The 12,120-nt window shown below is 28.6% G+C and carries 14 protein-coding genes and 3 tRNA genes; 4 read left to right on the forward strand and 13 right to left on the reverse strand.

What is annotated here, in order from left to right; genetic code table 11:
* Positions 1–12: 12 nt before the first annotated feature.
* The gene (locus tag FYJ26_RS02625) at positions 13–1,431 is read right to left on the reverse strand and encodes a L,D-transpeptidase family protein (protein ID WP_176269431.1); all 1,419 of its coding nucleotides are present in this window, start codon (positions 1,429–1,431) and stop codon (positions 13–15) included.
* Between the two features lie 49 nt (positions 1,432–1,480).
* Positions 1,481–2,605 carry a THUMP domain-containing class I SAM-dependent RNA methyltransferase gene (locus FYJ26_RS02630; protein WP_154539343.1) on the reverse strand — a complete coding sequence of 375 codons (1,125 nt, stop codon included), beginning with the start codon at positions 2,603–2,605 and terminating at the stop codon, positions 1,481–1,483.
* A gap of 115 nt (positions 2,606–2,720) precedes the next feature.
* On the opposite strand from FYJ26_RS02630, the gene FYJ26_RS02635 reads away from it, so the two are divergent.
* Positions 2,721–3,080 carry a desulfoferrodoxin family protein gene (locus FYJ26_RS02635; protein WP_154539344.1) on the forward strand — a complete coding sequence of 120 codons (360 nt, stop codon included), beginning with the start codon at positions 2,721–2,723 and terminating at the stop codon, positions 3,078–3,080.
* Positions 3,081–3,132: 52 nt separating this feature from the next.
* Here FYJ26_RS02635 and FYJ26_RS02640 read toward each other — a convergent pair whose 3' ends face one another.
* Together FYJ26_RS02640 and FYJ26_RS02645 are read right to left on the reverse strand one after the other, a co-directional pair.
* Positions 3,133–3,987, reverse strand: coding sequence for a DegV family protein (locus FYJ26_RS02640; RefSeq protein ID WP_154539346.1), 855 nt, complete (start codon positions 3,985–3,987; stop codon positions 3,133–3,135).
* A gap of 9 nt (positions 3,988–3,996) precedes the next feature.
* Positions 3,997–4,770 carry an MBL fold metallo-hydrolase gene (locus FYJ26_RS02645; protein ID WP_154539348.1) on the reverse strand — a complete coding sequence of 258 codons (774 nt, stop codon included), beginning with the start codon at positions 4,768–4,770 and terminating at the stop codon, positions 3,997–3,999.
* Between the two features lie 102 nt (positions 4,771–4,872).
* On the opposite strand from FYJ26_RS02645, the gene FYJ26_RS02650 reads away from it, so the two are divergent.
* Complete coding sequence (locus FYJ26_RS02650) at positions 4,873–5,349, forward strand: aminoacyl-tRNA deacylase (RefSeq protein ID WP_154539350.1); 477 nt, start codon at positions 4,873–4,875, stop codon at positions 5,347–5,349.
* A complete protein-coding gene (locus FYJ26_RS02655; RefSeq protein WP_154539352.1) occupies positions 5,346–6,050 on the forward strand; it encodes a hypothetical protein in 705 nt (234 codons plus the stop codon). Before FYJ26_RS02650 ends, FYJ26_RS02655 begins: the two co-directional genes overlap by 4 nt.
* A gap of 99 nt (positions 6,051–6,149) precedes the next feature.
* Here the strand turns inward: FYJ26_RS02655 and FYJ26_RS02660 are convergent, their stop codons facing one another.
* From FYJ26_RS02660 to FYJ26_RS02690, 7 genes are all read right to left on the reverse strand, one after another.
* The gene (locus FYJ26_RS02660) at positions 6,150–7,067 is read right to left on the reverse strand and encodes a DMT family transporter (RefSeq protein ID WP_154539354.1); all 918 of its coding nucleotides are present in this window, start codon (positions 7,065–7,067) and stop codon (positions 6,150–6,152) included.
* 7 nt (positions 7,068–7,074) lie between these two features.
* Positions 7,075–7,941: a DegV family protein gene (locus tag FYJ26_RS02665; RefSeq protein ID WP_154539356.1), complete on the reverse strand. Its 867-nt coding sequence runs from the start codon at positions 7,939–7,941 to the stop codon at positions 7,075–7,077.
* Between the two features lie 9 nt (positions 7,942–7,950).
* Positions 7,951–9,252: a histidine--tRNA ligase gene (gene hisS, locus FYJ26_RS02670; RefSeq protein WP_154539358.1), complete on the reverse strand. Its 1,302-nt coding sequence runs from the start codon at positions 9,250–9,252 to the stop codon at positions 7,951–7,953.
* A 13-nt stretch (positions 9,253–9,265) separates the two neighbouring features.
* Positions 9,266–9,937 (reverse strand): DUF6873 family GME fold protein, encoded by a 672-nt coding sequence (locus tag FYJ26_RS02675; RefSeq protein WP_154539360.1) that lies wholly within the window; start codon positions 9,935–9,937, stop codon positions 9,266–9,268.
* A gap of 53 nt (positions 9,938–9,990) precedes the next feature.
* Positions 9,991–10,064: transfer RNA gene (locus tag FYJ26_RS02680), tRNA-Cys, on the reverse strand.
* Between the two features lie 3 nt (positions 10,065–10,067).
* Positions 10,068–10,142, reverse strand: a tRNA-Gly gene (locus tag FYJ26_RS02685).
* A gap of 6 nt (positions 10,143–10,148) precedes the next feature.
* Positions 10,149–10,224, reverse strand: a tRNA-Phe gene (locus FYJ26_RS02690).
* Between the two features lie 315 nt (positions 10,225–10,539).
* Here FYJ26_RS02690 and FYJ26_RS02695 point away from each other — a divergent pair.
* Positions 10,540–10,923, forward strand: a complete 384-nt coding sequence (locus FYJ26_RS02695) for a VOC family protein (protein ID WP_154539362.1) — start codon at positions 10,540–10,542, stop codon at positions 10,921–10,923.
* Positions 10,924–10,974: 51 nt separating this feature from the next.
* Here the strand turns inward: FYJ26_RS02695 and rlmH are convergent, their stop codons facing one another.
* Positions 10,975–11,457 carry a 23S rRNA (pseudouridine(1915)-N(3))-methyltransferase RlmH gene (gene rlmH / locus FYJ26_RS02700; protein ID WP_154539364.1) on the reverse strand — a complete coding sequence of 161 codons (483 nt, stop codon included), beginning with the start codon at positions 11,455–11,457 and terminating at the stop codon, positions 10,975–10,977.
* Positions 11,454–12,086 carry a tRNA (guanosine(46)-N7)-methyltransferase TrmB gene (gene trmB, locus FYJ26_RS02705; RefSeq protein WP_154539366.1) on the reverse strand — a complete coding sequence of 211 codons (633 nt, stop codon included), beginning with the start codon at positions 12,084–12,086 and terminating at the stop codon, positions 11,454–11,456. Before trmB ends, rlmH begins: the two co-directional genes overlap by 4 nt.
* Positions 12,087–12,120: the final 34 nt, after the last annotated feature.

Genomic DNA, 12,120 nt, shown 5'->3' on the forward strand with positions numbered 1-12,120 from the left:
CTTTTTAAATCCTTAATATGCCATTTGTGGCGAATATGAAGTAGATGATTCATATACTACTACCGGTGTATTTACATCTACTAGTTCAAATAATTTTTGTGCTTGTGATGGTGGCATATTTAAGCAACCATGAGAACCATTATTTTGATAAATATTACCTCCAAAGGCTCCTCTCCATGGGGCATCGTGGAATCCTTCACCATCCCAACCAATAGGCATCCAATATTCAACTGGGGTCTCATATTTTGACCCATCAAAATCTGTACCCTTAAGTGTTGATTTTCTTTCTTTTGATAGAATTGAACCTACACCTACATTAGTTAGAGCATTTTCTGATAACCTTCCTGTAACTATATCAGTTGATAATAATAATTCGCCATCTCTGTAATACCACATATGCTGTCTAGAAAGATCAACTTCTACATAGGTATTTCCTAAATCTGTTCCATCCTCAAGTCTTTTTAATCCATACCTTTCATAAACTGGCTCAATTTCTTGGCTTTTCCTTTGGTTAAAAGCATCATAAAGGGAATTTATAGTTTCATCTATATTAAGTTTGAATCCATAAACTCCAGGATTTACAGTGATTTCTCCTATATCTGTTGCCTTAAACTTTCTATTTCTTCCATAGGTATTAGTTTCTTCGGCCATATTCTCTACATAAGAATATACTTTTTCATAATTAAGGCTTAGCTTTCCATCCTTATCCTCAATCATGCCAGCAAGAGTTTCTCCCTCAATTTTCTTATCAAAACCATTAATATTAAATTTAAAACTCAAAGCCAAAACTTCGTTTGCATCTTTTAATTCTTTTTTAATATTAGAATCATTTGCAAGCCTTTTAGGTCTATTATAAAAAGAATCATCAAGTTTTATGTTTGCATTTCTAGTTTGTAAGGCGTCTACCACTGCACTTTTTAGCTTATTATAATCAATTTCATTTCCTAAAACTTCTTTTTTTAATATGAATTTTTGACCATCATATGCTATTTCTGCATCTTTTGGTTTGGTTATATTGTTCATAAGCTCTGATGATTTAATTATTTCTTCAAGTTTATTATCATCATAATTTATATTATAATCAAATTTATAATTTTCTTTAGTAAAAAAACTTATAGGCCACTTTAAGGGATTTTGATCAAGACTTGCTTCCTTAGGAATATTAGCTTTATAATCTACATCTTGGGATTTAAAGTTTAATTTTCTTTCGTCTTCTCCCTCAATATTAATTTCAAAATCATCAACTGAATCTCCTACTACAGTATCTTTTGAAGCAAAAGATACATTTTTACCGTTAACATAAGTATTTGGTAGGGTAATAAAATTAAATATTACTCCTCCTATAATATATATTCCAAGTACAATAAGAGCAAAAACTAAGATTTTATGTCTTATACTTGTCTTTTTATCTTCATTTGTGATAATAAGCACCTCCAATTATTGCTGTATTTATAGTACCCTTAAATTTACATTTTTCTATTTAAATCTGGGCTTTTTTTCCAAAATATTGATAAAGATCTACTTTTTGACCTCCATTATATAGTTTTCTCTTCTTTGATAGTCTTTTTTTTATATTTTTGTCAATATTCTTATCTGATGAAATAATAAACAAAGACCAAGTAGAAAGTTTTTTAAACTTATTATTTATAAGATTATTTACTTCTTTTGTATCAAACCTTGAAAGTCTTTCTCCATAGGGTGGATTTGATATAAAGATTCCATAATTATCCCTCAGATTAATATCTTTAAAGTTATTATTTATAAATGTTATATCTTCTTCAACTCCAGCATTTAAGGCATTAATTTTAGAAAGCTCTATTGCTCTTTTTGAAATATCAGACCCTAAAATATTGAGCTTTTTAGAAAAATCTATTCGCTCATATGCTTCCTTTTTTATTTTTTCAAATTCTTCAGTATTAAAAAATAGGTACTTAGTAAAATCAAAATTCCTATCTATTCCAGGAAGTATTCCTCTTTCTTTCCTTGCAGCCTCTATTAGAATAGTTCCAGATCCACAAAATCCATCCACTAGAAACCTATCATATTTATAAAATGAAAGATCAACTAAGGCCGCTGCAAGATTTTCTCTTAAAGGTGCCTTAACAGAATCTTCTCTATAGCCCCTCTTATGAAGTCCATCTCCAGATGTATCAAAACATACTGATACCACATTTTTTTCAATCATTAGTTCAATTTTTACCCTAGCGTTTGTCTTTTTGAAAGTTCCTATTTTATACTTTCTTCGTAAAGATTCAATCACAGCTTTTTCCCCTATTGATTGAATAGATGGTATTGAATGAAGTTTTGACTTAAATGTTCTTGCATTGACCATAAAATTATCATCTTCTCTTATATAATCAAACCAATCAATAGCCTTCATTTTTTCAAAAAGTTCATCAAAAGTTTTTGCCTCAAAAGATTTTATTTCTAAATAGACTCTATCAGCCTCTCTTAATGATAGGTTAAGATATGCCATATCCTTTAGACTTCCGTTTATAGTTAGCATTCCATTATCTACTTTTATATTTTTGAAATTTTCCTCTTGTAATTGTCTTTTAACCAAACTTTCAAGTCCAAAGCTTGTTGTAATTAAAATTTTTTCCATAATAAGTTTATTATATCAAATAAGAGCTCATTTTAAAAAGAAATTAAAACTAATGTTAATTTTCATAAAAATAGGGTAATAATAAAAATGTAGATAAAAACTTTAGGAGGAATAAATGTTATTAACACAAACAGTACAATCAGGTGATTGGAAAAACGAAAAACACGTACCAGAATTAGAATACAAAGAACTAGATGAAGGTAAATATGAAGTTTCTGCTGCTGTAGGAACAGAAATTGAACACCCTAATACACTAGAGCACCATATAGTTTGGATAAAAGTATTTTTCATTCCAGAAGGTAGCAAGTTACCTATAGAAGTAGCAGATTATAATTTCTCAGCTCATGGTGAATCCGAAGTTTACTCAGTACCAAAGGCAGTAGGTGAATTTAAATCCGAGAAAAAAGGTACACTTTTTGCACTAAGCTATTGCAACATTCATGGTTTATGGGAAAACTCATTAGAAATTAAATAAGTGAATTTTACAAAAGACCTGGCGATGCCAGGTCTTTATTTATTACTATTAATCAATCCAATGGCAAAAATCCAAAACCAAATAGACCTGGTCCTGTATTTACCCCAAGACTTGGTGCTATCTTAGATGTTAAAAATAGACTTGATTTTTCTTTAAAACTTTCAAGCTTCTCTTCTAAAATTTCTTGCCCTCTTTTATATCCTGCATTGGATATTATCATATAATATTTATCAAGCTTACCCAAGTATTCATTGGCTAATTTTTCCATTTCTTTTATAACCTTTTTCTCACCTCTACATGTTTTAACTATATGATATTTCCCATCATTTGGGTCACACAAGATTATAGGTTTTATATTTAGTAATTCTCCAACCTTGCCAAAGGCTCTTGGCACCCTACCACCAGCTATTATATATTTAAAGGTATCTAAGGTAAAAAATATTTTTGATTCTTGCTTCTTTTTTTCTATTTTTTCAACAATTTCATCAATATCTAAGCAGTCATCAATTAACTTTTTACCATATATAGCCAAAAGACCTGTAGTTAAGGCCACTGATTTTGAGTCTATCACCCTAATATCCAGTTTATTATAGTCCATTTGCTTACATAAGTTATAGAAACCAGTGAAGTTTTTAGAAATTGTTATAATAATTAACTTTTCATATCCATCATTTACTATCTGATCAAATTTTTCTTTTAATTCTCCAGGTGATGGAATTGAAGTTTTTGGTAATTTTTCATTTTTTTCCATCCACTTATAGAAATCATCTGGACTTAGCTCAAATTGTTCCTTATAAAATTTTCCATCTAAATTCACATAAAAAGGCATCATATAAATGCCAAATTCTTCGCTTTTTTTTATGTCGATATCAGATCCAGAATCGACCAAAATTGCAATTTTTTCCATTTTTACCTCTTATTCCTTTATATCTACTATTATTTTTTGACCCTTATCTATTATTGGCCTAAAAATAGTAGAATCTAATTTTACTTCTCTTTTAAATCTTTGACTTATTGTTTCATGATCTCCACTATGAAGGGGAAACATCAATTGTGGACTTACGCTATTAGCAAAAATCTTTGGTCCTTTGTAATAATTTTCTTCAAGTCTATAATCCACTGGGAAAAAGGCTATATCTATTGAGCATTCTTTTATCTTTTCAACTTCTTCGATAAAAGAATAATACTCCTTCTTATCAGTTTTGTCATCATTATCTTTCCATGCCCAATAATTTAAATCTCCTGCATGAAATATAGATATTCCACTTACATAAAGTAGAATAGATATTCCTACATCGGTTGACCCAAATGTTTTTATCCCAATGCTTTCCTTACCTATCTTAATATCTTTATACCTATCCTTTCCTATCAAAAGAACATTTTTTGATGAATAAAGTGATTTTAATTGGTCTATACCAAGCTTACTATCCTTTATATATATAATATTGTCTTCACTTTCTAAGTAAGCAATGTCTTCTGAAAGAATATAGGTATATTTTTCCATATTAGGTATTTTAAGTATTTCAGATGTATAATGGTCAGAATGTCCATGACTTGCTACAAAGATAACCTTTTTATCTTCTGGTATATTTAAAACTCCTTTGTAATAGTCAAATATAATAAAATAGTCTCCTATCTCTACAGTATAACATGAATGATAGATATATGTTATTATAATTTTTTCAATCATTTATAATCTCCTAGTTTCTTATAATTAATCTATACCCATTTAGAATCATAAAAAATGATTTTTTGGATTATTAGAGTAATATAAAATTATGAGGAGTTAATTATGGCAAATACTAAAACAAATGCGATGAGAATATTAGAAAATAATAATATAGAATATGAAGAGATAGAATACGACTTAGATGGAGAATTTATCTCTGCTGTGGATGCAGGTGAAAAAGCTCATGAAGACCTTGATATTATGTTTAAGACTATAGCCTGTCTTTCTAAGGATGGATATGTAATAATATATCTTGTAAGAAGTTATGACTCAATTGATATGAAAAAGGCTGCTAAAATTGCTGGGGTTAAATCCATATCAATCCTTCCAACCAAGAAGTTAAAGTCAACTGTAGGCTACCAAAGAGGAGAAACAAGTCCTCTTGCTATGAAAAAAAACTTTCCTGTCTTTATTGATGATAGTGCAAAAGAGCTTGATAAAATGATTGTATCAGGTGGAAAAGTTGGTGTTTCCATAGTTCTTAATCCAAAAGATTTGGCAAAAGTAACTAAGGCAAAATTCGAAAATATTAGACAATGAAAGTAATAATATTTAAGGATGGGAAAGCTTTTTTTTATGAAGGTAAGAATTCATTTGAAATAAGGAAAAATTTAAAAAAACTTTCTTATTATAAATTTGGTGAATCAAATGAATCTGATAGAATAAAACTTCTTATAGAAAATGATAAAGATGATGAAATTTTAAGACTTTTAGTAATTCTTTCTCCAATTTTCATAACTATATTTGATAATTCAAATGACCTTTCTTTTTTTAAAGAATATCTTAAGCATTCAAATTTCACCTATGGACTTTATCCTAATTTTTTTGAAGGATTTGATAGGGATAAATATTTTGAATTTTATAAAGGACATGAAAAAAATGAAGATATAGTATTAAATTTTGATAATACTATAGTTTTTACCATAAATTATATAGAAGATAAATATATAGTATCCCTTATAGCATTAATTGAAGTTCTATTTAATAAATACAATAGAAGGGTACTTATAGACTACTTTAAAGAAATTAGAAACGATATAGTTATAAATGGTAGACGATCTATACTTGCAAATGATATATATGCTTTCTACCTATCAAAATATCTTATAAATTGGGCACTCGACTTAATGAAGATTGTAAGATATAAGGATAAAAAAAATTTTGAATTAATAAGACCTATTTATGAGCTTTCAAACAATTTAAAAAGACCAATAATAAAAAAATCTAATAAGAATCAATAAAATAACCCCATAAATTGTATCTAATTATATATGGTCCTTTTACTAGGTCTATCCAATAAAAAGATTACATATCAAAAAACAATTTATGGGGCCAGTTAATTATTCAATAACTTTTTTCTTAGTTTTTCCTTTTATTAATACTAATGAACCTAAAAGTACTAAAATCAGTCCAAAAAATAGTCTTATTGTAAATGATTCACCCAATACTATAACGGATAAGATTGAACCAAAGATTGGTATAAATAATTTAAATACTCCAAACTTATTCGCTGAATGGTTTTGTAGCACTATTGTCCATATAGTAAATGAAGTAGCCGTTATAAAAGCACCATATAATAACATAATAAGAGCCTTAGGAGTAAAATAGAGTTCATTAACTTGTAGAATTTTACCAAATATTAACAAAGGCAAGGAGCCTATAAGTAGAGCGAAGCCATTTAATAGGTATGGACTTTGACCTTTTGAATATTTTCTTATTAAAACTGAACATAGGGCATTTATAAACGTTGATGTAAAAATAAAACCTTCACCTGTTATCTTAAATCCACCACCAAATCCCTTATTCGAATTTACTAAAACTATACCCAATGTTCCTATAATCAAGGCAAAAATTGTATTTATGGATAACTTATCTTCAGGAACAAGTACAAGTGATATCAAGACAATCATAAATGAGTTTGATGCTTGGATTATAGATGACTTAACACCTGTAGTATTAGAAAGTCCTATATAATAGAAAAAATATTGAAGGCTTGTTTGAAAAAGTGCAAGTATAATAACAAACTTTAAATTTATTCTCGATAAAGATATTTTTTCTTTTCCTAATATAATTGCGTATAAAAAGGCAAGTATACCCGCCATAAAAAACCTTATTCCAGCTATATATACTTTAGAAAAGGTATCAAAACTTTCTACACCAAGCTCAATATATGTTGATTTTATTAAAGGAATTGCACTTCCCCACAATAACATTGCAATCAAGGAAAAAATTATGGCATTTTTCTTATCTTTTAACATGAATCTCCTATCTTTTTTTAGCAAAATATGAAATTGAATACATACCTGGACCCACATGACTTCCTATAAGAGAACCTATTGGTGCAAGCTTAATTTCTGCATTTGGAAATTCTTGTTCTAAAAGTTCTTTTAACTTTTTGGCATTTTCATCATAGTAGGCATAACCTATTAAAACTTTATTAGATATATCATCTCTCCAATTATCCCTAAAATTACTTATTAGAGTCTTTAAAGCTTTTTTGTTTCCTCTTTCAAGCTTTAATATAGCCAACGCACCTTCATCATCAATATGAATAAGTGGTTTTACTCTTAAGAAATCTCCTATTCCCGCTTGTGTTTTACTAATTCTTCCACCCTTATATAGGTATTTTAAACTATCCACACCAAATTGGGATGCAAGAAATTTAGAATTTTCTTTTATAAATTCCAAAAGTTCATCAAGACTTTGACCATCTTTTTGTTTTTTTTCTAAAATTTCCATCATAAGACCTCCGCCAGTTGATGCTTGACGAGGATTACAGATTTCAATTCTTCTATCTTTATACTTATCTTTTAAATTTTCTTTTGCTGTTTGTGCATTTTGAAAAGTTCCAGATAGCTTATCAGATATACCTAAATATAGAACATCTTTCCCATCTTTTAGAATATCCTCAAAACAACTCTCAAAAGCCTTTAAATTGACCTGACTTGTAGAAACACTATTTCCTTCTATCATATGCTCATAAAAACTATTTAAAAGATCAATTTTATCTCCTGTTATTTCATAAATCTTATCCCCCATACTAGATTGCATAGGAATGGTTACAATATTAGAATTTTTGAAAAATTCAACATTCATATCACTTGAATTGTCGGTAATTATCTTATAGGTCATAATACTCCTCTATTTTAAATATTCTGATATTTTATTAATATCGACACTTACTTGCTCACCATTTTCCATATTTTTAATAGAAACTAGTTTCTTTTCATATTCTTCTTGACCAATTATTATTACTTTCTTGACATTTATCTTATCTGCATAATTCATCTTCTTTTTAAACTTGCCATCTTCAAGATAAATATCAATCTTAAACCCTTCATCTTTTAACTTATTTGCTATATCTATTGCATAGAAATTTAGGCTTTCATCCATTGGTATAATAAGAGAATCTGTAAAATTCTCCCTGTATTTTTCAATAAGCCCAAGTTCTTGAAATTGGTAGAATAATCTAGTAAGACCTATTGATAATCCTACTCCAGGAAGGGCTTGTTTTGAAAAGTTTTCAGCTAAATTTTCATATCTTCCACCAGAGCAAACTGAGCCTATTGATTCATATCCATCTAAAAATGTCTCATAAACTGTAGATGTATAATAATCAAGCCCTCTTGTAATAGATAAGTCTATAAGAATTGACTTATCATCAATCCCAAATTTAAGCATATACTTATATACTTCCTTTAGCTCTTTCAAACCCTTTTTATAATTTTCATTCAAATCTAAGTTTTCAAGGTAGGATAAAGTTGCTTCATTGCCTTTATCTGTGTTAATAAGCTTTAAAATCTCTTCACTTTTTTCACTTCCAACAATTTCATCTAAAAGTTCTTTTGTTTTTTCATCACCAATCTTAGCTTTTTTATCAATTGTCCTTAAAACTTCTTCCTTTTCTTCTATATCAAGAGATTCAAAAAATCCATTCAATAATTTTCTATTGTTTATATGAAAAGTTATCCCATCAAAATTAAGTTTTTGAAATATATCATAAATAACCTTAGGTATAAGAGCATCATTGTGGATAGATAAAGAATTATTTCCAATTATATCTATGTCACATTGGTAAAATTCCTTATATCTTCCCTTTTGATTTCTTTCACCCCTATAAACTTTTGCTATTTGATATCTTTTAAATGGAAAATTTAATTCAGAAAAGTGTTCTGCTACGTATCTTGCAAGAGGAACTGTAAGATCAAATCTTAAAGACATATCTTTTTTTGATGAATCTATGGCAAATATTTGTTTTTCAGTTTCTCCACCACCCTTGGCAAATAAAATATCATTTTTTTCTATTGCTGGTGTATCAATTGGCAAAAATTGATAAGATAAAAAAGTTTTTTCTATTGTATTTTTGATTTTATCAAATACTATTTGATCTTCTGGCAAAAGTTCCATAACTCCTGCTATTGTTTGTGGTTTTACTATATTCATATTTCCTTCCTTACTAAATCCAAATTAATGACCCAGTATCTAATAAATTACTGTCTGGATATAATAAATCTAATTTTTCTTTAACTATTATACTTTTAATTATATCATATGAGGACAATCTTTCTATATTTCCATTAAATAAGGCAATTTTTTCATCTACAAGCCCAAAACATCCTCCCAAAAAACCTTTAGAAAATCCATCAAGCTCAATTTCTTCTTCATTTAAAAGATAAATTTTTAGCTTATCTTTAAGTCTTTTATATATACCTAAATCAGATGTAAGTAATGAGTCATTTAAAACAATTGTAGAACATCTAGTGTATCCTTGTTTTACAAACAAGTGGTCTTTATTTTTAAAATATTTTCTTATATTTTTTTCAGTAAAATTATTGTGAATGTAGAATTCTTTAAAGGAAACTACATTATATATAGAGTCATTAGGATATTTATATGACACTTTTTCTCCTTTGATAATTCTAATATGAGGAAGTTTATCCTTATAGTACGAGCTTACACTAGCATCTATAATAATAGTATTTTCATCTACCTTACACAAAGACAGGTCTGGATGATCTGCTATTCTTTCATCAAGATTAGGATTGTCTATAGTTTTTATATATGGGATTTTTTTAAAATCTAAATAATCTGTAAATTCTTTTCTTGACTTATGGCTAATAATTAACATATATATCCTTTCATTTTAGATACAAAAAAAGCCCTCTTCGAGGACTTGTTGTGTGGAGGCGCCACCCAGATTTGAACTGGGGATAAAGGTGTTGCAGACCTCTGCCTTACCACTTGGCTATGGCGCCTTATGGAGCGGAAGACGGGATTCGAACCCGCGACCCTCGCCTTGGCAAGGCGATACTCTACCACTGAGCCACTTCCGCATATACTGGTGCCCAGAGGCGGAATCGAACCACCGACACGGGGATTTTCAGTCCCCTGCTCTACCGACTGAGCTATCTGGGCTAAACATTACTTTAATAGTATAAGCTTTATTTGCAATCTTGTCAAATATTTTTTAAGAGTTTTTATTTTTTTGTAATACTATTATATAAAATTTTGCTTGATATATTTTTAATTATACCACTTCCGTTTGTTTTGGCAAAAGATAAGTATATTAAAGCTAGCCATTAATTTAAGAATTTCTCATTCGTTTTATTTGCTAATTTATACTTTAAAAATTAAATAAAGTATAGCAATACCTATATAAATATTCATTTTAATTAGATAACTTATAATTTCCTTTATATTTGGGTATAGTAATAATACTTAGGAGGTAATATGAAATTTAAAGCTTTACACACATGTATATACACAGATAACGATAAAGAAAGTATAAAATTCTACGAAGATGCGTTAAATATGCATATAACAAGTAGAAAGGATTTTGATGATGATGATGATGAATTTTCACTAATTTATATGGCGAGTGAAGATGAGAAATATGAGCTAGAATTAACTTATAATCATGATGGACGTAAGTATAAACATGGTTCATATTATGGACATATGGCCTTTGGAGTAAAAAACTTTAAAAAAGCCTACGAGAAACACAAAAAAATGGGTATTGTAAGCCAAAAAATAGGCAGCTTATCTGATGGATCAGCAAAGTTTTACTTTATTAAAGATCCACAAGGTTTTTCAATTGAAATTATAGAAGAATAAAAATAAGCTATTGTAATATGAATTTTTCATACTACAATAGCTTGTTTAGTTTTATTTGTGATAAGGTTGATTGTTTATTATTTTAAATGCCCTATAAATCTGCTCAATTAAAACAAGTCTCATAAGTTTATGAGGTAAGGTCATTTTTGAAAAAGACAATTTATAATTTGCCCTATCACTTATCTTTTTAGAAAGACCATTAGAACCACCTATCACAAAAATTAGTTCTCGACCTCCACCAAAGTTCATCTCATCTTTTATCATATTAGAAAATTTCTCACTCGAAATACTTTTGCCTTCTATCTCAAGACTTATGACAAAGTCAGTATCATTTATCTTTTTTAATATTCTTTCTCCTTCTTTATCTTTAACGATTTCAATCTCAGCTTCTGATAAATTTTCTGGAGCTTTTTCGTCTGAAACTTCTGTGATTTTAAGCTTAGTAAAGGGACTTAGCCTTTTTTTGTATTCATCTATAGCATCCTTAAAATATTTTTCTTTTATTTTGCCTACGCTTACTATAGTTATATTCATAGATTGAACCTTGCCTTCACATAAAAAATAGGCATGTCTTTATCTCTAAATTTTCTTTCATATTCACTAATATAAATGCTTTTTTCCTCACTTAAATCTCTATCAACTTCTAAAATTGTCATACTAAAATCTTCAAAGTATTTAATTGATGCAAGAAAAAAATCTTCATTATCAGTCTTAAGCTCAATTACAGCCTTGTCTTTCACTATATTTTTATACCTATCTAAAAATCTTTTATGACTTAGTCTTCTTTTGTGATGTCGGGTTTTAGGCCATGGGGTTGAAAAATTAAGGTATATCTTATCTATCTCATTTTTTTCAAAAATTTTTTCAAGGTCTTCTGCATCTGCTATAAGTCCTCTTACATTTCTAAGCTCATTTTCTTTAATCTTTCTACTTGCTACTACAAAGGCATTAGTATTTACTTCAAGGGCTATAAAGTTGGTATTTTTATTATTAAACGCAATTTGACTTATAAAATCACCACGTCCTGCCCCAATTTCTAAATGAATTTCTTCTTTATTATTAAATTCTTCGTGCCACTTTCCCTTTTTATCTTCTCCACCAAAAAATATTTGTGGATTTTCTTTCATTTCTGGAATGGCGTTTTCTTTAAACCTTAGTCTCATTTCATATCCTTTCTAAACTATATCTAGTTTACAG

This window comes from Anaerococcus porci (assembly GCF_009696575.1).
Classification (GTDB): Bacteria; Bacillota; Clostridia; order Tissierellales; family Peptoniphilaceae; genus Anaerococcus; species Anaerococcus porci.

Coding starts and splice junctions, on each gene's coding strand:
- FYJ26_RS02630 (WP_154539343.1), bottom strand. CDS start 2,605: ATGGAAAAAATTTTAATTACAACAAGCTTTGGACTTGAAAGTTTGGTT.
- FYJ26_RS02635 (WP_154539344.1), top strand. CDS start 2,721: ATGTTATTAACACAAACAGTACAATCAGGTGATTGGAAAAACGAAAAA.
- FYJ26_RS02640 (WP_154539346.1), bottom strand. CDS start 3,987: ATGGAAAAAATTGCAATTTTGGTCGATTCTGGATCTGATATCGACATA.
- FYJ26_RS02645 (WP_154539348.1), bottom strand. CDS start 4,770: ATGATTGAAAAAATTATAATAACATATATCTATCATTCATGTTATACT.
- FYJ26_RS02650 (WP_154539350.1), top strand. CDS start 4,873: ATGGCAAATACTAAAACAAATGCGATGAGAATATTAGAAAATAATAAT.
- FYJ26_RS02655 (WP_154539352.1), top strand. CDS start 5,346: ATGAAAGTAATAATATTTAAGGATGGGAAAGCTTTTTTTTATGAAGGT.
- FYJ26_RS02660 (WP_154539354.1), bottom strand. CDS start 7,067: ATGTTAAAAGATAAGAAAAATGCCATAATTTTTTCCTTGATTGCAATG.
- FYJ26_RS02665 (WP_154539356.1), bottom strand. CDS start 7,941: ATGACCTATAAGATAATTACCGACAATTCAAGTGATATGAATGTTGAA.
- hisS (WP_154539358.1), bottom strand. CDS start 9,252: ATGAATATAGTAAAACCACAAACAATAGCAGGAGTTATGGAACTTTTG.
- FYJ26_RS02675 (WP_154539360.1), bottom strand. CDS start 9,937: ATGTTAATTATTAGCCATAAGTCAAGAAAAGAATTTACAGATTATTTA.
- FYJ26_RS02695 (WP_154539362.1), top strand. CDS start 10,540: ATGAAATTTAAAGCTTTACACACATGTATATACACAGATAACGATAAA.
- rlmH (WP_154539364.1), bottom strand. CDS start 11,457: ATGAATATAACTATAGTAAGCGTAGGCAAAATAAAAGAAAAATATTTT.
- trmB (WP_154539366.1), bottom strand. CDS start 12,086: ATGAGACTAAGGTTTAAAGAAAACGCCATTCCAGAAATGAAAGAAAAT.